A 21826-nucleotide genomic window follows, 5' to 3' on the forward strand; every position below is an offset into this window, starting at 1 on the left:
ACGGTGTCTTGCTGTCTACCGCGGCGCCCGTTTCGCCAGGATGCGCTGCAGCGTGCGCCGGTGCATCCCCAGCCTCCGCGCCGTTTCCGAGACGTTGTGGTCGCACAGTTCGTAGACGCGCTGGATATGCTCCCAGCGGACCCGGTCGGCGCTCATGGGGTTGTCGGGCGGCTCGGGGGCCTCGCCGGTGGAGAGCAGGGCCTTGACCACGTCGTCGGCGTCGGCGGGCTTTTGCAGATAGTCGACGGCGCCGGCCTTGACCGCCGCCACGGCGGTGGCGATGGCGCCGTAGCCGGTCAGCATGACGATGCGGGCGTCCTCGCGCCGGTCGCGGATGGCCTCGACGATCTTGAGGCCGTTGCCGTCCTCGAGCCGCATGTCCAGCACGGCGAAGGCGGGGACCGAGGTCTTCAGGGCCTCATGGGCCTCGGCCAGGGAGGCGGCCAGGGTGACGACGAAGCCACGGCTTTCGAGCGCGCGGCCCAGACGGGTGCGCAGGGCGTTATCATCGTCGAGCAGCAGCAGGGTCTTGTCCGCGAGGGTGGCGATCCGGTCTTCGGCGTCGGGCATCTGGGCGTCTCCTGGGGCTCAAGTCTGTAAAGGCGCGGCTGCGGTCAAGGTTCAGCGCCGAGGGTGCGACATCACGACGGGACTTCCAGGGCCTGACGCGGCCAGCGGATGGCGACGCGTGCTCCCCTGGGCTGGCCCTTGCCTCCGTCGCCCGCCCCCACGAAGACCTTGCCGCCCGTCCGCTCCAGCAAGGTGCGGGCGATGAAGAAGCCCAGTCCCATCCCGCCCTGGCTGGGGGCGATGGCTTCGGGTTCCGGAGCGGGGGCGGCGCCCTTCTTCCCCTTGCGGCCTGGCGTGGCGGCGGCGACCGAGGCGGCGATCTGGGCGGCCAGCGCCCGGCGCGCCTTGCCCTGCGGCCGGCTGGTCACATAGGGCTCGCCGAGGCGGGGCAGGATGTCGGCGGGGAAGCCGGGGCCGTCGTCCACCACCTCGATCTCGATGAAGCCGGCGTCGATGACGGCGCGGACCCGCACCCGGGAGGCCGCGAAGTCGGCGGCGTTCTCGACCAGGGTCGACAGGCCGTGGACCACCTCGGGCAGGCGGCGGATGCGCGGCGCGGGTTCGCCCGAGGCCGTGCGGACCTCGACCCGGAAGTCGAGGTCGAAGCCGCGATGGGGCTCGATCACCTCTTCCAGCAGGGCCATCAGACCCACCACGGCGAAGGCGGAATCGCCCTCCTCGGGTTGTTGGGACAGGCGTTTGAGGATGTCGCGGCAGCGTTCGGCCTGCTGCAGGATCAGTGCGGCGTCCTCGGCGGCGGGGCCGTCTTTCGCCGAGGCGCGCAGCAGCTCCCGGGCCACGACCTGGATGGTGGCCAGCGGGGTGCCCAGCTCGTGAGCGGCGGCGGCGGCCAGCCCGCCCAGGGCTGCCAGCCGTTGCTCGCGCTGCAGCACGTCCTGGGTGGTGGCCAGGGCCAGTTCCAGCTTCTCGGCGTCCGCGGCGACCCGCCACGCATAGGCCGAGGTGAAGATGACGCCGGTGAACAGGGCCAGGCCGATGCCGAAGCGATACAGCGGCGGCAGGTCCAGCTCGGTGCCCGCCTGCCACGGCAGAGGCATGGAGAAGAAGAACAGGCTGGTGGTGGCGACCAGCACGAGGAAGCCCATAAAAGCCGCCTGACGTCCCGGCAGGGAGGCGGCGGCCACGGTAACCGGCGCCACCAGCAGCAGGCAGAAGGGATTCTGCAACCCGCCGGTCAGGGCCAGCAGGATCGACAGCTGCAGGATGTCGAAGCCCAGATGCGCCGCCGTCATGCGCCCGTCCGGCAGCGAGCCGTCCGTGCGCTTCAGCCGGGCGGTGGCGTTCAGATTCATCGCCACGCTGGCCGCGATCACGGCCAGACAGCCCCACAGCGGCAGGTCGAAATGGAAATACAGGGTGGCGACGGCCACGGTGAAGGTCTGGCCCGCGATGGCCATCCAGCGCAGGATGACGAGGGTGCGCAGGCTGAGGCCCCGGCTGCGGCGCGGCATGTTGCGCCATGCGGGAAAACGGCCGGGCTCGTCCGGCGCGAACCGCGACGCCGACTGCGGCAAGAGAGGGTCTTGGGACAGGCTCACCGGTCTTCTATAGACCGGTCGCGCGCGGGGTGCGCGTTTTCGAGGGGGCCGTGATGCCGCGCCGTTCCATCCTGCTGTTCGCCGGCGCCGTGATCGCCTTCGCGACGGCCATCGCCATCTCGACCATCGTGGTGGTCACGCAGCGCGACGGCGCGCCGGACGCCATCGTCGGTTCGACCGGCGAGGCGACCATTGGCGGACCGTTCCAGCTGGTCAACCAGGAGGGTCAGGCCGTCGACCAGACGATGCTGGACGGGAAATGGTCGCTGGTGTTCTTCGGTTTCACCTGGTGCCCGGACTTCTGCCCCACGACCCTGACCATGCTGGAGGCGACGAAGCGGCAGCTCGGCGAGCGGGCGAAAGACGTCCAGATCGTCTTCGTCTCGGTGGACCCCGAGCGCGACACCCCGCAGGCGCTGAAGGACTATCTCTCGTCCGACGGCTTCCCGCAGGGGGTCATCGGCTTGACGGGAACGCCGGAGCAGGTGAAGGCGGCGGCCGACGCCTATCGCGCCTACTATCAGAAGGTCGGAGAGGGCGAGGGCTACACCATGAACCATTCGCTGACCGTCTATCTGATGGGGCCGGACGGCAGGTTCCGCACCGCCCTCGCCCACGATCTGGGGCCGCAGCGGGCCGCGCAGGCGATCGAACGGACGATGGCGCGGGGGTAAAAATTCTCCCTCCCCCTTGTGGGGAGGGTGGCGGAGGCGAAGCCGACGCCGGGTGGGGGCGGCGCGGCAGGGCAAACGCCAGTGTCGGGTCGCCGAGCCCTCCCCACCGGTCGCTTCGCGACCACCCTCCCCACAAGGGGGAGGGAGAACTATATTCGCCGATAATCTTTTTGCAGTGCGATGCGTTCTATGGTGCTCTGCCGCGTAACGGCGGGGGCCGTCTCAAGGATTCCATGCTCTATTCGCTTCACGAGCTCGCCTATCATTCGGCGACGCCGTTCCGGTTCGGGGCCCAGATGGCCCGGCAGTTCTGGAGTTCTCCGTTCAATCCGGCCTCGGACACCGCCTTCGGCCGCACGGCCTTCGCCTCGGCCGAGCTGTTCGAGAGCGTGACGCGCCGCTATGGCAAGCCTGCCTGGGGCCTGGAGGTGATCAATATCGACAACCGGCCGGTGCGGACGACCGAACAGGTCGTGTGGTCCTCGCCCTGGTGCAGACTGGTCCGGTTCGCGCGCCACATCGGTGATGTGAAGCGGGCCGGCAAGCCGGCCACGGCGCCCGCGGTGCTGATCGTCGCCCCGCTCTCGGGCCACTACGCCACCCTGCTGCGCGGCACGATCGAGGGCTTCCTGCAGGACCACGACGTCTATGTCACCGACTGGGCCAACGCCCGGCAGGTTCCGATGCTGGAGGGGCGGTTCGATTTCTTCGATTATATCGACCACGTCCGCACCATGCTGGGCGTGATCGGGCCGCGCGCCCACGTCGTCGGCGTCTGCCAGCCGGGGCCGCCGGTGCTGGCCGCCTGCGCCCTGATGGCCGAGGACAAGGACCCCAATCGCCCGGCTTCGATGACCTTCATGGGCTCGCCCATCGATGCGCGCCTGTCGCCGACGGTGACCAATCAGCTGGCCGAGGAAAAGCCGTTCACCTGGTTCAAATCGAACATGATCCACACCGCGCCCTGGCCCTATCCGGGCTTCGGACGGCGGGTCTATCCGGGTTTCGTCCAGCTCTACAGCTTCATGTCGATGAACGAGGACCGTCACCGCGACGCCCACCACGAGTATTTCCAGCATCTCGTCAACGGCGACGGCGACGGGGTCGAGAAGCACGAGGAATTCTACGACGAATACCTGTCCGTGCTGGACCTGACGGAGGAATTCTACCTTCAGACCATCGACATCGTCTTCCAGCAGCACCTGCTGCCGCGCGGCCTGCTGGAGCACCGCGGGCGCAAGGTCGATCTCGCGAAAATCAGGGATATCGGCCTGATGACGGTCGAGGGCGCCCGGGACGACATCTCCGGCGTGGGCCAGACCCAGGCGGCGCACACGCTGTGCGCCAGCCTGCCGGACGAGCTGCGCAAACTGTATGTCCACCCCGAGGTCGGCCACTACGGCGTGTTCAACGGCCGGCGGTTCCGTGACGACATCTATCCGGCGGTGCGGGACTTCATCGCGAAAAACGAGGCCCTGAGTGCAGTACCGGAACGGCCAGCGGCTGCCGCTTGACGGCATAGCCGCGAGGCTGTCGGTCAATCCCCGCGCGCGGCGGCTGTCGATCCGCATCGACGCGCGCGCCGGCGAGGCGGTTCTGATCGCGCCCTCGGAACGCAAGCTGGCCGACGTCGTCGCCTTCGCCCGCACCAAGGCCGCGTGGATGCGCGAGCGGCTGGCCGAGCGCCCGCACGGGACGCCGCTTGAGCCCGGCGCCGTGATCGACCTGTTCGGCAAGCCGGTGCGGCTGGTCGCCACCGGCGGCGCGGGCGCGGCGCGGCTGACCGAGGACACGGACGGCCCGGTGATCGCCTCGGGCGGCGAGGGCGAGGCCTTCGCCCGGCGGGTCGAGAACCTGTTCAAGCGGGTGGCCCGCGAGACGCTGCAGACCCGCACAGACGTGCATCTGCGTGCGCTGGGCCAGCGGCCGGTGCGGATGTCGATCGCCGACCCGAAGTCGCGCTGGGGCTCGTGCAGCCCGCACAACCGCAGCATCCGCTACAGCTGGCGCGTGGTCATGGCCCCGCCGGCGGTGATCGACTATCTGGCCGCCCACGAGGTGGCGCATCTGGTCCACGCCGACCACAGCCCGGCCTACTGGTCGGTGGTGCAAAGGCTGGTCGGGGACCACCGGGCGTTCCGCAAATGGCTGCGGGAAAACGGGCCCGCGCTGCATGCGGTGGGGCGGTAGGCGCATCCCTTCACGCCGTTCCCGGGTCAAGCCCGAGGATGACGGAGAAGGAGGTTATCGGCCCTGTCCCCGCAGGCGAAGAACCGACCAGTTGGCGACGATTTTGACCATCCGCTGACCGCCAAACCCGGCGCAATCCGACCAGTTCGACCATGCAATTCCCTGCAGGAACCGCAGGATCCGCCCTCCGCCGTTCCCGGCCCGGTCAGAAGAACAGGGGATCCGCCTTCTTTTCGGGCGGCGGCGTCGGCTCAGGACGCTGATCCGGGGCGTCGCGCTGGGGTTGGGGCGCGGTCGGGCGGACGACGGCGGGACCCGGTTCCGGGCGCCGCGGCTCCAGCGTCGGCTGGTCCTCGGGCGGGATGGCTTCGTCGGCCGGCGGGCTGTCGCCGAACAGGTCGCCGATCTCACCCAGCAGGTTCTCCACAGGACTGGCCGGAGGCTGCCAGCCCTCGGGCATGGCCGGGCCGTTGGGGATGGCGGGGGCGTTCAGGCGCGGCAGGGCCGCCTCCATGAAGCCGCGCCAGATGGCCGCCGGGGACGAGCCGCCGGTGACGCCGCGCATGGCCGTATTGTCGTCCTTGCCGACCCAGACGGCGGTGACGAAGCCGCCGGTGTAGCCGACGAACCAGGCGTCCTTGTAGTCCGAGGTGGTGCCCGTCTTGCCCGCCACGTCGCGGCCGGCGATGGCCGCCGAACGGCCCGTGCCGGAGGTCATGACGCCGCGCAGCATCTGGTTCTGGTAGTAGAGGAAGGGGTTGGAGATCGCCTGCACCGCGCCCTCGGTCCGGGCCGAGCGCTGGTAGATGACCCGTCCCTGAGGCGTGCGGATGCGGCTGATGCCATAGGCGCGGGCCCGCTTGCCGCCATTGGCGAAGGCGTCGAAGGCCTGGGCCATTTCGAGCGGCGACACCTCGACGGCGCCGAGGGCCATGGCCGGCTCCAGGCCGATGCGGCTGGTGATGCCCAGGCGGCGGGCGGTGCGGGCGACGTTGTCGCGGCCGATCTGGTCGGCGAGGCCGGCGGCGACGGTGTTGGTCGACTGGGCCACGGCGTTGGCCAGGCTCATCTCGCCCGCGAAGGTCCCCGAATAGTTGCGCGGAGACCAGTTGCCGATGCGGATCGGGGCGTCATTGACCCGCGTCTCGGGCGTATAGCCGCTTTCCAGCGCGGTCAGATAGACGAAGGGCTTGAAGGCCGAGCCGGCCTGGCGGCGGGCGTCGACGGCGCGGTTGAACTGGCTGTCGGCATAGGAGGCCCCGCCGATCATGGCCCGCACCCGGCCGTCGCCGTCGAGGGCGACCAGGGCCGCCTGCTGCACGCCCCTGGACTTGTCGCGCTGCAGGATGCGATGCACCGCCCGCTCCGCCTGGGTCTGGAGGGTCAGGTCCAGGGTGGTCTCGACCACCATGTCCTCGGTCGGTTCGCCGACCAGTTCGCGGATCTGCTTGTCGAGCCAGTCGATGAAATACTGCGCGTGCTGGCTGGACAGGGTGCGCGAAACCCGTACGGGCGAGGCCGCGGCCTCGGCGCGCTGTTCCGGGGTGATGACGCCGGCGTCGACCATTTCGTTCAGCACCACGGTGGCGCGGACCCCGGCGCGCTCGCTCTCCGACACGGGCGAATAGCGCGACGGGGCCTTGAGCAGGCCGGCCAGCAGGGCGGCCTCGCCGACGGTCAGCTGTTTGGCGCTCTTGTCGAAATAGCGCTGCGAGGCGGCCTCGATGCCATAGGCGCCGGCGCCGAAATAGACGCGGTTCAGATAGAGGGCGAGGATCTCTTCCTTGGAGAATTTCATCTCCAGCCACACGGCCAGCATCAGCTCCTGGACCTTGCGCTTCATGTTCTGGTCCGGGGACAGGAACAGGTTCTTGGCCAGCTGCTGGGTCAGGGTCGAACCGCCCTGGACCACACGGCCGGCGCGCATGTTTGCGGCCATGGCGCGGGTCATGCCGACGGGATCGAAGCCCGGGTGGTGGTAGAAGCGGCGGTCCTCGATGGCGATGAAGGCGGCCGGGACATAGTCCGGCAGCGCCGCCAGATCGGCGGGCGGCGCCTGCTGGGTCCCGCGGGTGGCGATCAGGGCGCCGTTGCGGTCCAGATAGGTGATCGAGGGCTGGCGATCGACATTGTACAGGGTCGAGGTGTCGGGCAGGTCGCGGGCGAACACCGCGAAGAAGACCACCAGGAAGATGGCGCCCCAGACGGCCAGGACGGCGGCCCAGTAGATCAGCCGCTGCACCGGCGTACGCGCGGGCCGGGGACCGCCGGCGTCGCCGCCGCGTCCGAAGCTGAAGCCGGAACCCGCCATGAAAACCTCTTCTGACCCTGACCGGTCCTAGCCGATCAGGCCGCCAACGGAAACGCCCCACCACCGTTCACAGGACTGTGAGGGTCGTTTCCGCCGAAACCATGACGCTGAAGGGGTCTATTCTAAAAACGCGTTCACCTCGGCGGCGAATGCGGCAGGCTGGTCCAGCATGATGAAGTGGGCGCTGTCGTCGATCCGCTTGAGCTGCGCCGAGGGCAGGGTGGCGAAGGACGCCTGGTAGATGCCGTCGACCATCTCATTGGTCATGCGCGGGTCGTTGAACCTGACGTACAGCACCTGCGTCGGGGCCGTGATGCGGGCCAGCTCGGGACGAAGGTCGGTGACGATCAGCTCGCGGAAGGCCGAGGCGGAGACGGCGCGGTCGCTGGTCGCGGCGTCTTCCAGCGGTCCGGCGCGCAGCGATTCCGTCTTGATCATGCTGATGACGGAGGCGGCGGCCTGCTGGCGGTAGGACTCCTCGGGACCGTTGGCCATGGCGTTGTAGATCTGGTCCGCCGTCGGGGTGACGCTTTCGGCCGTCGCGCCCGGCGCGCCGAACATCGCCCCCATGAACGGCACCATGTCGACCACCATCAGCCTGCCGACGCTGTCGGGATGGCGCGCGGCCAGCATCATGCCGATGGTCCCGCCCATGGAATGGCCGATGACGGCCGGCTTGTTCAGCCCCTGCTCGGCGATGTAGCGGGCGATGTCCTCGGCGACGGGGGCGGAGACGGGACCCGTGGCGTTGTCCTCGGCCGGGGCGCCCGCGAAGCCCTGTACGTGAATGCGGTGGACGCGGTAGCGGCCCTTGAGCTGTTCGGTCAGGCCGTCCCAGACCTCGGGCGAGGAGCTGAGGCCGGGGATCAGGATGACGTCGCCGACCGGGTGTTCGGGGCCGTCGACGCGGACGTGGAAGCGGCCGGACTCGAAGTCGGCATGGGCGTGGCCGTCGGCATGCGTCTGAGCGGGCGCGGCGGGCTGATGATGCTGGTGCTCCTGCGCCATGGCCGGCGCGGCGATCAGGCAGAGGGCCCCGGCGAGGGCGGTGGCGGCGGTCATGGTCTTCATGGTCGGATCCCCGGATGCACGGGCGAAGCGCCCGTCTGTGTCCCCTAGTCGCCGCAGAGGGCGCGAACGGATGCGGCCGGTCAAGACTTCGCGCGTCCGGCCCGCTAAACTGGCGTCATGAGCCCAGCCGACAGCGCCCCCGTTTCCGCCAATTCGCCCGAGGCCAAGGCCCCTCCGGCGGCGTTCGGCAAGGGGTTCGTACTGGACGCCTGGTATTTCGTCGCCCTGTCGCGCGACGTGGCCCCGGCCTCGCTGAAACGCCACGAACTGCTGGGCGAGCCGGTGCTGATCGGCCGGACGCGCGGTTCAAAAGAGGGGGCGGGCCAGGTCTACGCCCTGCGCGACATCTGCCCCCATCGCGCCGCGCCCCTGTCTGCCGGGCGGCTGGTGGAAAAGCCGGGGGAGGGCGAGACGATCGAGTGCTGCTACCACGGCTGGCGCTTCCGGCCCGACGGCGTCTGCGCCGCCATCCCCTCACTGGTCGAGGACCAGGCTTATGAAACGGACCGGATCCGGGTGCGGTCCTATCCAGTGCGCGAAAGCCAAGGGATGGTCTTCGTCTGGGTCGCGTCCGACCCGCGCAATCCCGCCGAGCCGGACCAGGAGCCGCCGGTCTTCCCCGGCGTGGTCGGGGGCGAGGCCAGGCTGGTCGAATGGATGGATTTCGACGCCCACATCGACCACGCGGTCGTCGGCCTGATGGACCCCGCCCACGGCCCCTATGTGCATCAGCAATGGTGGTGGCGGTCCGAGCATTCGATGCACGAAAAGGCCAAGGCCTTCGAACCGCGCGAACAGGGTTTCGCCATGGTGCGGCACACGCCGTCGTCGAACAGCCGGGCGTATAAAATCCTCGGCGGGGCGCCGGCGACCGAGATCACCTTCCGTCTGCCCGGCTATCGCTGGGAGCATATCCAGGTGGGCGAGAAACAGGTGCTGGCCCTGACCTGCCTGACCCCGATCAGCGAGACGAGGACGCGGATCACCCAGATCTTCTGGTCGGACCACTGGGTGTTCGGGATCGCCAAGCCGTTCCTGCGGATGGGGGTGGTCGCCTTCCTGCAGCAGGACGGCGGCATGGTGAACCTGCAGAACGAGGGGTTGCGCTACGACCCGGCGCTGATCTGGATCGACGACGCCGACAAACAGGCCAAATGGTACCAGCAGCTAAAGCGCGAATGGATCCGGAGCCGGGCGGAGGGCCGCGCGTTCGCCAATCCGGTGAAATCCGCTGTGTTGAGGTGGAAGAGCTGAAGGCCGCGACGGGGGTCGCGGCCTTCGAAGCATCCGGTCCGGCGGCGAGGTCTTACTGGCGGCTGAGCGCGCCGGCCAGGATGACGTCGATCTGTTTGCCGATCCGGGCCGTCAACTGCTGGATGGTCCAGCCGTCGTAGGCGGCGCGGCGATAGTTCGACAGCCAGGCTTCGTAGATCATCTCGCCGAGCAGGCGGACATCGGCGTCCTGCCGGATCTCGCGGTCGCCCACGCCGGCCTGCAGGGCGTCGGTGACGACCGAGATCAGCGGCGTGATGGCAGCGCGGGCGCGCATTTCGGCGGCGACGGGCTGGAACCACGAGCGGGCGATGACGGCCTGGACAAGCGGCAGCTGCTCCAGCGAAACATGATAGCCGGCGGTCAGGGCGGCCAGCAGACGGCCCCGCACGGTGGTTTCGGCGGCGGCGGCGGCCTTCAGCGTTTCGGCCAGCTTGACCATGTCGGTGGCCAGAACGGCCTCGAACAGCTCGGCCTTGTCCTGGAAATTGGCGAAGACCGCGCCCGTCGACATGCCGGCGCCCTTGGCGATGTCGCGGATGGTGGCGGGTTCGTAGCCGCGCTCGGCGAACAGCTGGCGCGCCGCGTCCAGCACCTTCTGACGGGTGCGGACCTTGGCGGCCTGGCGGCGGTTCAGCCGGGGGGCTTCGCCCTCGACGTCGGTGGCGGGGGAGGAGGAGGCCAAGGCGACATCTCGCATGAAACGGTTACTCACGAAGCGGCGGCTGACATCCGCCGGGAAAACTGAACGCCGAAGCGATGGGTCATTCGGGGCGCATCTGACGCCCAAACAAGCCTGGAAGGCGAGGTGGCGCAGTCATCATGCAACGATGACCAAATTGGGGTAGCCGGATTAACGGGACGGTTAGCTTGGGGGTTAACGGGGCAGGTGGGGGACTCCGTCGCCGCGGCTCAGCGTCGCAGCGTGGAGCGCAGGGCGCGGGCCCGGCGCGGGACGTCGCCGTCCGGCATGGCCTCCTGAAACACCTTGCGGAACCGGTCGCGCCGCTCGTGGATCGAGGCCAGCACCAGACCCATGGGGACGCCCAGATCGATCAGGGTGTTCTCCGCCAGCTGAAGGCTGGCCTCGGTGGTTTCGGGCACGGCGTCGGTGACGCCCAGACGGTAGAGGCGCACGGCGTGCCTGTCGTCGCGGGCCCGGGCGATCAGCACCAGGTCCGGCCGCAGGGCGCGCACGGCCCTGACCACCTCGTCGACCTTGGCCGGGGCGTCCATGGTCACCACCACCGCCCGCGCGGTGTCGATGCCGCACAGCGCCAGCATCTCGGCCCGGGACGCGTCGCCGTAGAAGACGTTGGAGCCCTCGGCGCGGCCCTTGCCCACCGTGGAGGCGTCGGCGTCGATAGCCAGGAAGCGCTGGTCGTGGGTCAGCAGGATCTCGCCGACCAGACGGCCGACGCGGCCGAAGCCGACGATCAGCACCTGGCCCTCCTCGGCGGTGGGTTCCATCGCCTCGGCGGGAAGGTCGGGATGCCTGGCCTCGGCGCGATGCACCAGCTTCGATGCGATCAAGGCCATCAGCGGAATACTGAAGATGCTGATGGTCGCCGCCAGCAGCACCTTCTGGGTGAAGGCCGGCGAGGCGATGCCCTCGACCAGGCCGGCGCCGAGGATGACGAAGGCGAACTCGCCGGCCGGACCCAGAACCAGGGCCGCCTCGATGGCGGTGCGGGCGCCCAGTTTCCACGCGCGCGCCGCGCCGTAGATCAGACCGGCCTTGAACAGGGTCATCAGCGCGGCCAGGCCGAAGACCGCGACCGGATCGGCGGCCACGGCGTTCACGTCCAGCCCGATGCCGACGCCGACGAAGAAGACGCCCAGCAGCAGCCCCTTGAACGGCTCGATCGATACCTCGACCTCGCGCCGGAACTCGGTCTCGGCCAGCAGCAGGCCGGCGATCAGGGCCCCCAGGCTCATCGACAGGCCGGCGGCCTGGGCGGCCACGCCGGCCCCCACCACCACCAGCAGGCTGGCGGCGATGAACATCTCCTGTCCCTGACCTTTCGCCTTGGCCCGGGCGACCGAACGGAACATGGGCCGCAACACCAGCCGGCCCAGCAGCACCAGCAGGGCCAGGCCGGCCGCGGCGGGGATCAGGGTGAACAGGGCCGGGCCGAGGGCCGAGGGGTCGAATTCGCCGCCGCCCTGCGCCAGGGCCGCCAGGACGGTGACCGTGATCAGGATCGGCGCGACGGCGAGGTCCTGGGCCAGAAGGACGGCGAAGGTCGCCCGTCCGGCGGTGGTGGAGATGCGGCCGCGCTCGGCCATCACCGGCATGACCACGGCGGTCGAGGACAGGGCCAGGCCCATGCCCAGCACCGCGGCTGACACCAGCGGTTGCCCCATCAGCATGAACACGGCTCCGAGGCCGACCGTGCAGACTGCGACCTGGGTCAGGCCGAGGCCGAACACCAGCCGGCGCATGGATTTCAGCCGTTCCCACGACAGCTCCAGCCCGATCATGAACATCAGGAAGGCGACGCCCAGTTCGGACAGGGAGCGGATCTGGCCGGCGTCGGAGATGGTCAGCCAGGCCAGCCAGGGGACGGTGTCGGCGAGTTGCGCCAGACCGTCGGGACCCAGCAGCACGCCAGCGGCCAGAAAACCCAGCACGGGGCTGATCTTGAGCCGGTTGAACAGCGGCACGATGACGCCTGCCGCCGCCAGAAAGACCACAAGATCGCGATATTCGCCGCCGCCGCCGTGAATCGTCATCCACCCTCCCGCGACCGTCAGCCTACAGGCTGAAACGCCGTCCTGTCCGGGTCTCCGTCGCACATGACAAAAAATTCAGGCGACAGCCGGGAGCGGCGGCGTAGGGTCCCCGCCGACGCTGTCCATAGAGATGCGAAGTCGAGGGAATTCCATGAAGAAACTGCTGATCGGCGCCGCGCTCGGCGCCCTGCTGCTGCCCGCCTCGGCCGCGGCCGCCCAGGACCATGATCACGGCTGTATCGACGAAAGCTGCACTGTCTTAGAACTGTTCCAGACCCCGCCCGAAGGCGCGACGGTTCTGGGCTATCAGGGCACGGAAACGCCGAAATACGGGACCTGGGGCTTTGACCTCGCCGGCCGCGACACCTCGGTCGCGCCGGGCGACAGCTTCATGCGCTACGCCAACGGCGCCGCGCTGGACCGCATGCAGATTCCGTCGGACCGCACCAGCTACGGCTCGTTCGCCCTGCTGCGCGAACTGTCCGACAACCGGGTCAAGGCGATGATCGAGGGTCTCGTGGCCCGCACCGACCTGACCGCCGGCTCGGACGAGCAGAAGATCGCCGACGCCTATCGCTCGTACATGGACGAGGCGCGGATCGAGGCGCTGGACGCCCAGCCGCTGCAGCCCTACCTGGCCGCCATCCGCGCCGCCGACACCCACGACAAGGCCGCGGTCTATATGGGCGAGACCCAGGGCCGCGTCGGCGGTTCGATCTTCGGCACCGGCATCACCACCGACCAGAAGGCCCCGACCCGCTATGTGGTCTCGACCGGCCAGTCGGGGCTGGGCCTGCCCAACCGCGACTACTATCTGGAACAGCGCTGGGCCGAGAAGAAGGTCCTGTACCAGGCCTATGTCGCCCGCATGCTGGGCATGATCGGCTGGGAGAACCCCGAACAGGCCGCCGCCGACATCGTGGCCTTCGAAACCCGCATCGCCGAAGCGCACTGGACCCCGATCCAGAACCGCAACCGCGACGAGACCTACAACGAATACACCATCGCCCAACTGGCGTCGGAGGCCCCCGGCTTCCCGTGGCAGGACTATTACACCGCCGTCGGCGTGGGCGAGGTTCCGCGCCTGATCGTCCGGCAGGACACGGCCATGCCGAAGATCGCCGCCATCTACGCCGAGACGCCGATCGCCACGGTGCAGGCCTGGCAGGCCTTCCACACGACGGACGACGCCGCGCCGCGCCTGTCGCGGCGCTTCGCCGACGCCCAGTGGGAGTTCCGCTCGCGCGATCTGAACGGCCAGCCGATGCAGCGCCCCCGCGACAAGCGCGGCATCAGCTTCGCCGAAGGCATGCTGGGCGAGGCCGTCGGCCGCCAGTATGTGGCCGAATATTTCCCCGCCGAATCCAAGGCCAAGATGGAGCAGCTGGTCGCGAATCTGCGCACCGCCCTGGGCAACCGCATCCAGAACTACAGCTGGATGAGCGCCGAGACCCGCGCAGCAGCCCAGGACAAGCTGGACAAATTCACCGTCAAGATCGGCTATCCCAACAAATGGCGTGACTATTCGGCGCTCGAGGTCAGGGCCGACGACCTGTTCGGCAACAGCGAGCGCGCCGGCCTGTTCCAGTGGAATTACCAGCTGAACCGTCTGAACCAGCCGGTCGACAAGGCCGAATGGGGCATGACCCCGCAGACGGTGAACGCCTATTACAATTCGACCAACAACGAGATCGTCTTCCCGGCGGCGATCCTGCAGCCGCCGTTCTTCGATCCGGACGCGGACCCGGCCGTCAACTACGGCGGCATCGGCGGCGTCATCGGCCACGAGATCGGCCACGGCTTCGACGACCAGGGCTCCAAGTCCGACGGCGACGGCGTGCTGCGCAGCTGGTGGACCCCTGAGGACCGGGCCAATTTCGACGCCCTGACAAAGCGGCTGGGCGAGCAGTACGACCAGTTCGAGCCGATCCCTGGCTTCAAGGTCCAGGGCGGCCTGACCATGGGCGAGAACATCGGCGACGCCGCCGGCAATGCGGTGGGTCTGGAAGCCTACCATCTGTCGCTGAACGGCCAGCCGGCGCCCGTGCTGGACGGCGTCACGGGCGACCAGCGCTTCTTCTACGGCTGGGCCCAGGTCTGGCAGTCGAAGATGCGCGACGACGCCCTTCGCAACCAGATCGCCACCGATCCGCACAGCCCGGCCGAGTTCCGCGTCATCGGCCCGGTGCGCAACGTCGACGCCTGGTACGACGCCTTCGACGTCCAGCCGGGCTCGAAATACTACCTCGCCCCGGAAGACCGGGTCCGCATCTGGTAGGCCTTCCACAGGCTGAAGACCGAGGGGTCGGAGCGAAAGCTTCGGCCCCTTTTTCTTTCGTCATCCTCCGGCGAGCGCAGCGAGACCCGGGGGACCCGGCGGCGGCGAAGGCGATCTGTTCACGCACGCTGTTTGCGGACGGAGTTCTCGACAGGTTCGCGCTCTCGCGCGCCGCTGGGTCCCCCGGTCTGCGCCGCGAAGGCGCGGCTTGCCGGAGGATGACGACGAGAGAAGCGTGGAACTCCAGACGCAAAAAAGCCCGCCGCGGGGGATACATCGCGGCGGGCTTCTTTTCGCTCTTTGACGAGCGGACGTTTCCTCCCCGAAACGCCTTCGAGCCGCTGCTGCGCCGAAACGCTGCGCTTCCCGAGTGCGTCAAAAAGACGACATTTCTCAGTTCAAGTCAATGAAAGCCTTGCGGAACTCACAGTAAATCCAAGGTTATCGCTGATAACTCACGAAGCTGTGTGCACACCTTCGACGATGGCCCGGACGGCGGCGACCAGTTCGGCGCGCGCGACCACCCTTTGCCCCGGCCGTTCGGATTTCCACGCCTCGTTGTCGGTCACGCCGGCGGCCAGGGCGCGCCCGGCGTCGAGGTCCTTGACCGTGACCTGGCCGGCGGCGATCTCGTCGCCGCCGAGGATGACGGCGGCGGGCGCGCCGCGGCGGTCGGCGTACTTCATCTGCGCCTTCATGCCGGCCCGGCCGAGGTAGAGTTCGGCGGCGATTCCGGCGTTGCGCAGCTCTGACACGGCGTCGAGATAGTGCTGCATGTCGGCGTCCGAGAAGACGATGACGACCACCGGGCCACGGACGGAATCCGCCGCGCCGCGCCCCGCCGCCTTCAATGCCGAGGCCAGCCGCGAGACGCCGAACGAGAAGCCGGTGGCGGGCAGGCGTTCGCCGGTGAAGCGGGCGACCAGATCATCGTACCGGCCGCCGCCGCCGATCGAGCCGAACCGCACGGCCCGGCCCCTGTCGTCGGTCGTGTCCAGCAGCAGCTCGGCCTCGAACACGGCGCCGGTGTAATACTCCAGCCCGCGCACGATGGTCGGGTCGAAGCGCACCGCGTCTTCGCTCACCCTCATCGAGACCAGGGCCCGGTCTATGGCCGCCAGTTCCTCGAGAGCCGCCTCTCCGATGGCGCCGAGGCCGCCGGCGCGCGCCACAGCCTCAAGCGTCGCCGTCCGGGACAGGGCGGCGTCGCCCGCCGAGGCGAGGAAGGCCTCGATGGTCGCCGCCACGCCGATCGGGAGATCCGCCCCCCTGGTGTAGTCGCCGGACTCATCCAGGCGGCCCTCGCCGAGAAGGGCCGACACCCCCTCCCAGCCCAGCCGGTCGAACTTGTCGATGGCGCGCAGGGCGGTGAGGCGCTGGCGCGGATCGGTGACGCCGCCGGCGTCGAACAGGCCGTCGAACAGCTTGCGGTTCGACACCCGGACCACGGCCTGGTCCGCGTCCAGCCCGGCGGCCTGCAGCCCCTCGCAGGCCATGGCGATGATCTCGGCGTCGGCCTCCGGCCGGTCGGAGCCGACCGTGTCCGCGTCGCACTGGACGAATTCGCGGAAGCGGCCCGGACCGGGCTTCTCGTTGCGCCACACGGGACCGAAGGCGTAGCGGCGGAACGGCTTGGGCAGGGTTTCCCAGCCCTGGGCCGCGAACCGGGCCAGGGGCGCGGTCAGATCGTAGCGCAGCGCCATCCACTGGTCGTCGTCGTCCTGCAGGGCGAAGACGCCCTCGTTCGGACGGTCGGCGTCGGGCAGGAATTTGCCCAGGGCGTCGGCGTATTCGAAGGCGCCGGTCTCCAGCGGCTCGAAGCCCCAGCGCTCATAGACTTCGGACACGCGCGCCACCAGGCGGCGCTCGGCGGTCAGATCCGCGCCGCGGCGGTCGGCGAACCCCCGCGGATTGCGGGCTTCGGGGCGGGACGGCGTATCGGTGCTCATGCCGCGCCGCTTAAGCCATCGCCCGCCGGCGGGCAACGATCCCGACGAGGCTCCCGGTCAGTCCTCAGGCGACCGCGGTCTTCAGCAGCGGCACCATCCGGCCGTAGGTCAGGCAACGCCACACCCATTCCAGCGGACCCATGGTGAAGACCGACAGCCACAGCGGCGACCAGATCAACTGGGCGATCCACACGGCTGCGACCACGCCCCACAGCGCGCCCGGCCCCATGGTCCCGAACCAGTGCGGACCCCAGGGCATGTAGAACAGGGTCGACATGATCAGGGTCTGGGTGAGGTAGTTGGTGAAGGCCATCCGCCCGACCGGAGCCAGAACCTGCGTCAGCGGCTTCAGCCCGAACCGGGTCATCAGGATCAGGAGGCTGGCGTAGCCGAGGGTGATCAGGGGCGCGAAACTGCCTCCGACGCCGGCGAGACCGCGGGTCGGATCCTCGCCGGACGCCGCATTGGCTTCGATCCATTGATACCAGCCGAAGAAGGCCAGGTTGGCCGCGCCGATGGCCAGCATCAACAGATAGACCCAGGTCGGCGACCGGCCGGTCAGGAAGCCGGACTTGAACAGGCCCAGGCCCAGCAGCATCAGGCTGACGGTGATCGGGATCAGGACGAGGCTGGCGGACTGCAGGATCGCCCAGGCCTTGAGGTTCTCGATCTGCGCCGCGGGCCAGCCGGACTGGTAGGCCTGGATGACGGCCGCCAGCCCCTCGGGCGTGACCGCGAACGGATTCCCGTCGCCGCCGGCCGCCGCCGGGCCGCCTCCGCTGAACGCCGCCTCTCCCAGCATGGCGCCCGCCGACAACAGGCCGAACAGCAGGTTGATCCCCCCGCCGATCCATATCAGCCGGCCGGCCTTCCAGGATCGCATGACCATGACGATCAGCGCGCAGTAGGCGTAGTGCAGCAGGATGTCGCCCAGCCAGAAGGCGGCGCCGTGGATCAGGCCGAAGACCGCCAGCCAGAACAGCCGGCGGCGCAGCAACCGGCCCCGCGCCGCGTCGAACCGCTCGCCGCCGATCAGGAAGATCGAGACGCCGAACAGCATCGAGAACATCGAGCGGAATTTGTCCTGGAAGAAGACGTCGGTGGTCCAGGCGCCGAGGATGTTGGCCGGGCTGTGCGGCCAGGGTTCCGGCAGGCCCGTCGTCATCTCCAGCGCCGCGGGCCAGACGAACGACATGGCGTTGACGGCGAGGATGCCGAGGATCGCCCAGCCTCTGAGCATGTCGAGCGTGAAGATACGGTCGGCGGGCCTGACCGGTCCGAGCGTCGCGTCCGCGGCCGGCGGCGACGCCTGGATTTCGACTGCGGCCATGACGTATCCCCCGAGGTTGGCCGGGCAAGCTTGGCCGAACCGTCGGCCGCGTCAAAGGGAAATCGGCGTCAGCCCGGACCGCGTTCGCCCATGACGCCAAGCCGGTCGCGCACCTCGGGCTGGGGCATGAAGGCGATGAAGGCGGCGCACAGGCCGGCCCACAGCGCGTAGCTGACGCCCAGCAGCACGGCGATCGGCAGGCCGCCGACGCCATAGATCAGCAGGGTGGTCTCGGTCGCGCCCGCTGCCTGGGCGACGCCGCCGGCCTCGAACCAGCCGACGATCGACACGACAAGGGCCAGCATGGCCTGAAGGCCGGCCGCCAGCAGGCCGCCGTAGAACATGAAACGCCAGACCACGCCCAGCCGGGTCGCCGGCCGGCCGGTCCGGTCGCGTTCGCGCGCCAGAAGCCACAGCCCGCCCGGCACGGCCGCCAGACCGATGACCAGCACCAGCAGCCGCCAGTCCATCTCGAGGCTGGGCAGCCAGTTCTGCGGCGGCCAGACGACCAGGGTGATGACCAGCGGCGGCCACAGGGCTCCGGCCAGCGCCGCCAGCACGATGCGCTGCGGATCGCGGCGCCAGGAGACGCGCTGCTGGCCGGGAAAGTCTTCCGGCTTGTCCAGCGTCGGGATCATCGGGTCGGCGCCGGTTCGGGGCCGGAATAGTCGTAGAAGCCGCGCCCGGACTTGCGCCCCAGCCAGCCGGCCTCGACATATTTCACCAGCAGCGGGCAGGGCCGGTATTTGCTGTCGGCCAGACCGTCATAGAGGACGTTCATGATGGCCAGGACGACGTCCAGGCCCATGAAGTCCGCCAGCTCCAGCGGCCCCATCGGATGGTTGGCCCCCAGTTTCAGCGCCTTGTCGATCGAGGCGACGTTGCCGACGCCCTCGTACAGGACATAGACCGCCTCGTTGATCATCGGCACCAGGATGCGGTTGACGATGAAGGCGGGAAAGTCCTCGGAATTGGTCGTCGTCTTGCCCAGGCTCTCGGCGAAGGCCACGGCCGCGTCATAGGTGCTGGCCGAGGTGGCGATGCCGCGGATGATCTCGACCAGCTTCATGACCGGCGCCGGCTTCATGAAATGCAGGCCGATGAAGCGCTCGGGCCGGTCGGTGGCCGAGGCCAGGCGGGTGATCGAGATCGACGAGGTGTTGGACGCCAGCAGGGTGTCCTTGCCCAGGTGCGGCGTCAGGTCGGCCAGGATGGATTTCTTGACCGCCTCGTCCTCGATCGCGGCCTCGATGACGAGGTCGGCCTTCGCCGCAGCGGCGAGGGAAGAGGCGGCGGAGATGCGCGACAGGGCGGCGTCGGCGGCGCCCTGATCGATCAGGCCGCGCGCGACCTGGCGGGCGAGGCTGGCGGCGATCGCGCCCTGCGCCTGCGGCACGCGATCGCCGGCGGCGTCGTACAGCAGCACCTGATAGCCGCCTGCGGCCACGGCCTGGGCGATACCTGCGCCCATCTGGCCTGCGCCGACGATGGCGACGGATCGGATCGTGGTCATGAATCCCGGTTGGCTGGCGGGCGCGGGGCCCGGTCGGAGCGGCACCTTAGGACCCTCGCCGGACGGCGCAAGGCCGGAAGCGCCGGACCGTGGTGAACGGCCGACGGCGTGTCGCCGGGGTCGCGTTTATCCCAGCATCTGGATCAACACCGGCGCGGTCAGCCGGTTGAACAGGATGCGCAGGAAATGGATCAGCAGCAGAACCACGATCGGCGAGACATCGATGCCGCCCATCAGCGGGATGAAGCGGCGAAACGGCTCCAGGATGGGCGTCGTGATCCGGTCGAGGAAGTCCGCCAGCTGGTTCACGAACCGGTTGCGGCGGTTGATGACGTCGAAGGCGAACAGCCAGCTGATGATGGCCGACAGGATGATCGCCCAGGTCATGAGCGACAGGATCGTATTGACCAACCAGACGATGGCGTAACCCATGAAGGGACTCCGGAAACAGGACAGCTCCCGCTTTTAACGTGGCCGCGTCCCACGTCCAGGGATTCCGCCATCGCGGGGCGGGCGATCTCAAGCCCGTTGACACTCCGGCCTCCGCCCTCGTATGTCGCGCCCTCGCCTGCACCCGGAAACGGGGCCGTAGCTCAGTTGGTAGAGCGCGTCGTTCGCAATGACGAGGTCAGGGGTTCGACTCCCCTCGGCTCCACCAGGCACCCTCGCCGTCGACATGATCCAGTCCGCCAGTTCAGCCGCAGCGTGCTCCACCGGGCTGGTGAGGGTCGCCGCCCTGTACCGGTTCGCGGCCATCGCTGACTGCGCGCCTGTTCGCGACCGGCTGGAGCGCCTGGCCCGGCCGGACGTGCGCGGCACCCTGCTGGTCGCCCATGAAGGGCTGAACGGGACGATCGCGGGACCTGAAGCGTCCGTTGAGCGGGTGCTGGCGGGGATCCGCGCCCTGCCCGGTTTCGCCGACCTCGACGTGAAATACGCCACGGCGGAGACGATGCCCTTCCACCGCCTGAAGGTGCGGATCAAGCCCGAGATCGTCACCATGGGCCAGCCGGACCTCGACCCCGCCGTCAACGCCGGCGCCTATGTCGCCCCCGCCGACTGGAACGCCCTGATCCGCGATCCCGGCGTGATCGTGATCGACACGCGCAACGACTACGAGGCGGCCGTCGGCGCCTTCGAGGGCGCGATCCAGCCCAATACGCGGGGCTTCCGCGACTTTCCCGACTGGTTCCGCACCGAGGGCCGCGCCCTGCTGGACCGGCCGGACCCGCCGAAAGTGGCCATGTACTGCACCGGCGGCATCCGCTGCGAGAAGGCGACCGCCTTCCTCAAGGCCGAGGGCGTCCAGGACGTCTTCCATCTGGAGGGCGGGATCCTGCGCTATCTGGAGACGACGCCCGAGGCCGACAGCCTGTGGCGGGGGGAATGTTTCGTCTTCGACGAGCGGGTCGCCGTCGGCCACGGCCTGACCGCCGGCAGCCACAGCCTGTGCCGCGGCTGCCGCATGCCGGTCAGCGAGGAAGGCCGCGCGTCGGCCCGCTACATCGAAGGCGTCAGCTGCGACCGCTGCGCGGACGCCCGGACCGAGACGGACCGCGCACGGTATCTGGAACGGGCCCGCCAAGTGGAAATCGCACAACGGCGCGGGGTCGCCCACATCGGAGCGGCCCAGGCGTCGCCGAAGGACTAAGCTACTGGTCCTCGTCGAACTTCCGTTCGACCAGTTCGGCCAGGGCGGCCACGGCGGCCTCGGCCTCGGCGCCCTCGCCGACGATCTCGATGCCGCAGCCGTTGCCGGCGCCCAGCATCAGCAGACCCATGATCGACAGGGCGTTCACCGTCACCCCGTCGCGGGTGACATGGATCTCGGCGTCGAAGCTGGAGGCCAGTTTGACGAATTTGGCCGAGGCGCGGGCGTGCAGGCCGCGCGTGTTGCAGATGTTGGCGGTGGCGCTGAACGGGTCCGACATCGCCGTCACTTCTCGCCCTGAAGCACCCAGCTGGCGACCGAGATGTATTTGCGGCCGGCGTCCTGGGCGTGGGCCACGCAGGCCTCCAGCGGTTCACGGCCGCGCACGCTGGCCAGTTTGATCAGCATCGGCAGGTTCAGCCCCGCGATGACCTCGGCGTGCGTCTCTTCCATCACCGAAATGGCCAGGTTGGAGGGGGTGCCGCCGAACATGTCGGTCAGCAGGATGACGCCGTCGCCGTCGTTCACGGCGTTGGCCGCGTCGACGATGTCGCGGCGACGGCGCTCCATGTCGTCCTCGGGTCCGATGCAGATGGCCGCGACCCCGCGCTGGGGCCCGACGACGTGCTCCATGGCGGCGAGAAATTCCGAGGCCAGTCCCCCGTGGGTGACGATCACCAGCCCGATCATGACGGCATTACCAAAGCTCGCGCCCCGCGTCC

General features: G+C 69.2%; 19 protein-coding genes and 1 tRNA gene. 7 read left to right on the forward strand and 13 right to left on the reverse strand.

The genetic code is table 11. The features are described from left to right. Positions 1-15: 15 nt before the first annotated feature. Positions 16-570 (reverse strand): ActR/PrrA/RegA family redox response regulator transcription factor, encoded by a 555-nt coding sequence (locus VN378_RS04480; RefSeq protein ID WP_325741376.1) that lies wholly within the window; start codon positions 568-570, stop codon positions 16-18. A gap of 71 nt (positions 571-641) precedes the next feature. Continuing rightward, the gene (locus tag VN378_RS04485) at positions 642-2129 is read right to left on the reverse strand and encodes an ActS/PrrB/RegB family redox-sensitive histidine kinase (RefSeq protein ID WP_325741378.1); all 1488 of its coding nucleotides are present in this window, start codon (positions 2127-2129) and stop codon (positions 642-644) included. A gap of 53 nt (positions 2130-2182) precedes the next feature. Between VN378_RS04485 and VN378_RS04490 the strand changes: the two genes are divergently transcribed. The 3 genes from VN378_RS04490 to VN378_RS04500 all read left to right on the forward strand — a co-directional run bounded on the left by VN378_RS04490 (position 2183) and on the right by VN378_RS04500 (position 4993). After that, a complete protein-coding gene (locus VN378_RS04490) occupies positions 2183-2803 on the forward strand; it encodes an SCO family protein (protein ID WP_325741380.1) in 621 nt (206 codons plus the stop codon). Between the two features lie 233 nt (positions 2804-3036). Continuing rightward, positions 3037-4317: a polyhydroxyalkanoate depolymerase gene (locus tag VN378_RS04495; protein ID WP_325741382.1), complete on the forward strand. Its 1281-nt coding sequence runs from the start codon at positions 3037-3039 to the stop codon at positions 4315-4317. Next, positions 4283-4993: a SprT family zinc-dependent metalloprotease gene (locus VN378_RS04500; RefSeq protein ID WP_325741384.1), complete on the forward strand. Its 711-nt coding sequence runs from the start codon at positions 4283-4285 to the stop codon at positions 4991-4993. The genes VN378_RS04495 and VN378_RS04500 overlap by 35 nt, the downstream gene beginning before the upstream one ends. Before the next feature lie 205 nt (positions 4994-5198). On the opposite strand, the gene VN378_RS04505 is transcribed toward VN378_RS04500, so the two are convergent. After that, positions 5199-7304, reverse strand: coding sequence for a PBP1A family penicillin-binding protein (locus VN378_RS04505; RefSeq protein ID WP_325741386.1), 2106 nt, complete (start codon positions 7302-7304; stop codon positions 5199-5201). A 117-nt stretch (positions 7305-7421) separates the two neighbouring features. Beyond that, positions 7422-8375 carry an alpha/beta hydrolase gene (locus VN378_RS04510; RefSeq protein ID WP_325741388.1) on the reverse strand — a complete coding sequence of 318 codons (954 nt, stop codon included), beginning with the start codon at positions 8373-8375 and terminating at the stop codon, positions 7422-7424. A 117-nt stretch (positions 8376-8492) separates the two neighbouring features. Between VN378_RS04510 and VN378_RS04515 the strand changes: the two genes are divergently transcribed. Continuing rightward, on the forward strand, positions 8493-9629 hold the full coding sequence (locus VN378_RS04515; RefSeq protein WP_325741389.1) for an aromatic ring-hydroxylating dioxygenase subunit alpha: 1137 nt from the start codon (positions 8493-8495) through the stop codon (positions 9627-9629). Between the two features lie 52 nt (positions 9630-9681). Here the strand turns inward: VN378_RS04515 and VN378_RS04520 are convergent, their stop codons facing one another. Then, a complete protein-coding gene (locus VN378_RS04520; protein ID WP_325741391.1) occupies positions 9682-10332 on the reverse strand; it encodes a helix-turn-helix domain-containing protein in 651 nt (216 codons plus the stop codon). Positions 10333-10559: 227 nt separating this feature from the next. Then, positions 10560-12383, reverse strand: coding sequence for a cation:proton antiporter (locus VN378_RS04525; RefSeq protein WP_325741393.1), 1824 nt, complete (start codon positions 12381-12383; stop codon positions 10560-10562). 151 nt (positions 12384-12534) lie between these two features. Here VN378_RS04525 and VN378_RS04530 point away from each other — a divergent pair, with 151 nt between their 5' ends. Next, a complete protein-coding gene (locus tag VN378_RS04530; protein WP_325741395.1) occupies positions 12535-14661 on the forward strand; it encodes a M13 family metallopeptidase in 2127 nt (708 codons plus the stop codon). Between the two features lie 455 nt (positions 14662-15116). On the opposite strand, the gene hisS is transcribed toward VN378_RS04530, so the two are convergent. The 5 genes from hisS to VN378_RS04555 form a co-directional block, all read right to left on the reverse strand. Next, a complete protein-coding gene (gene hisS, locus VN378_RS04535) occupies positions 15117-16610 on the reverse strand; it encodes a histidine--tRNA ligase (protein WP_325741397.1) in 1494 nt (497 codons plus the stop codon). Between the two features lie 64 nt (positions 16611-16674). Next, on the reverse strand, positions 16675-17940 hold the full coding sequence (locus VN378_RS04540; RefSeq protein WP_325741399.1) for a DUF418 domain-containing protein: 1266 nt from the start codon (positions 17938-17940) through the stop codon (positions 16675-16677). A 68-nt stretch (positions 17941-18008) separates the two neighbouring features. Next, a complete protein-coding gene (locus tag VN378_RS04545; protein WP_325741401.1) occupies positions 18009-18578 on the reverse strand; it encodes a phthalate transporter in 570 nt (189 codons plus the stop codon). Then, positions 18575-19453: a 3-hydroxybutyryl-CoA dehydrogenase gene (locus tag VN378_RS04550; RefSeq protein ID WP_325741403.1), complete on the reverse strand. Its 879-nt coding sequence runs from the start codon at positions 19451-19453 to the stop codon at positions 18575-18577. The genes VN378_RS04545 and VN378_RS04550 overlap by 4 nt, the downstream gene beginning before the upstream one ends. Positions 19454-19579: 126 nt before the next feature. After that, positions 19580-19885: a YggT family protein gene (locus VN378_RS04555; RefSeq protein ID WP_325741405.1), complete on the reverse strand. Its 306-nt coding sequence runs from the start codon at positions 19883-19885 to the stop codon at positions 19580-19582. A 150-nt stretch (positions 19886-20035) separates the two neighbouring features. On the opposite strand from VN378_RS04555, the gene VN378_RS04560 reads away from it, so the two are divergent. Both VN378_RS04560 and VN378_RS04565 read left to right on the forward strand, forming a co-directional pair. Next, positions 20036-20111, forward strand: a tRNA-Ala gene (locus VN378_RS04560). 18 nt (positions 20112-20129) lie between these two features. Next, entirely contained in the window at positions 20130-21104 is a 975-nt protein-coding gene (locus tag VN378_RS04565; protein ID WP_325741407.1) for a rhodanese-related sulfurtransferase, read from the forward strand. Position 21105: 1 nt separating this feature from the next. Here the strand turns inward: VN378_RS04565 and VN378_RS04570 are convergent, their stop codons facing one another. Both VN378_RS04570 and VN378_RS04575 read right to left on the reverse strand, forming a co-directional pair. Beyond that, a complete protein-coding gene (locus VN378_RS04570) occupies positions 21106-21384 on the reverse strand; it encodes an HPr family phosphocarrier protein (protein ID WP_325741408.1) in 279 nt (92 codons plus the stop codon). Positions 21385-21389: 5 nt separating this feature from the next. Then, the gene (locus VN378_RS04575) at positions 21390-21794 is read right to left on the reverse strand and encodes a PTS sugar transporter subunit IIA (protein ID WP_325741410.1); all 405 of its coding nucleotides are present in this window, start codon (positions 21792-21794) and stop codon (positions 21390-21392) included. Between the last annotated feature and the right edge of the window lie 32 nt (positions 21795-21826).

Source organism: Brevundimonas sp. (genome assembly GCF_035561115.1).
GTDB lineage: Bacteria > Pseudomonadota > Alphaproteobacteria > Caulobacterales > Caulobacteraceae > Brevundimonas.

Bases quoted from the DNA above. Each gene is read 5' to 3' on its own strand.
- VN378_RS04550 (WP_325741403.1), bottom strand. From the start codon at position 19,453: ATGACCACGATCCGATCCGTCGCCATCGTCGGCGCAGGCCAGATGGGC.
- VN378_RS04490 (WP_325741380.1), top strand. From the start codon at position 2,183: ATGCCGCGCCGTTCCATCCTGCTGTTCGCCGGCGCCGTGATCGCCTTC.
- VN378_RS04495 (WP_325741382.1), top strand. From the start codon at position 3,037: ATGCTCTATTCGCTTCACGAGCTCGCCTATCATTCGGCGACGCCGTTC.
- VN378_RS04570 (WP_325741408.1), bottom strand. From the start codon at position 21,384: ATGTCGGACCCGTTCAGCGCCACCGCCAACATCTGCAACACGCGCGGC.
- VN378_RS04555 (WP_325741405.1), bottom strand. From the start codon at position 19,885: ATGGGTTACGCCATCGTCTGGTTGGTCAATACGATCCTGTCGCTCATG.
- VN378_RS04505 (WP_325741386.1), bottom strand. From the start codon at position 7,304: ATGGCGGGTTCCGGCTTCAGCTTCGGACGCGGCGGCGACGCCGGCGGT.
- hisS (WP_325741397.1), bottom strand. From the start codon at position 16,610: ATGAGCACCGATACGCCGTCCCGCCCCGAAGCCCGCAATCCGCGGGGG.
- VN378_RS04510 (WP_325741388.1), bottom strand. From the start codon at position 8,375: ATGAAGACCATGACCGCCGCCACCGCCCTCGCCGGGGCCCTCTGCCTG.
- VN378_RS04540 (WP_325741399.1), bottom strand. From the start codon at position 17,940: ATGGCCGCAGTCGAAATCCAGGCGTCGCCGCCGGCCGCGGACGCGACG.
- VN378_RS04480 (WP_325741376.1), bottom strand. From the start codon at position 570: ATGCCCGACGCCGAAGACCGGATCGCCACCCTCGCGGACAAGACCCTG.
- VN378_RS04525 (WP_325741393.1), bottom strand. From the start codon at position 12,383: ATGACGATTCACGGCGGCGGCGGCGAATATCGCGATCTTGTGGTCTTT.
- VN378_RS04545 (WP_325741401.1), bottom strand. From the start codon at position 18,578: ATGATCCCGACGCTGGACAAGCCGGAAGACTTTCCCGGCCAGCAGCGC.
- VN378_RS04530 (WP_325741395.1), top strand. From the start codon at position 12,535: ATGAAGAAACTGCTGATCGGCGCCGCGCTCGGCGCCCTGCTGCTGCCC.
- VN378_RS04565 (WP_325741407.1), top strand. From the start codon at position 20,130: ATGATCCAGTCCGCCAGTTCAGCCGCAGCGTGCTCCACCGGGCTGGTG.
- VN378_RS04515 (WP_325741389.1), top strand. From the start codon at position 8,493: ATGAGCCCAGCCGACAGCGCCCCCGTTTCCGCCAATTCGCCCGAGGCC.
- VN378_RS04575 (WP_325741410.1), bottom strand. From the start codon at position 21,794: ATGATCGGGCTGGTGATCGTCACCCACGGGGGACTGGCCTCGGAATTT.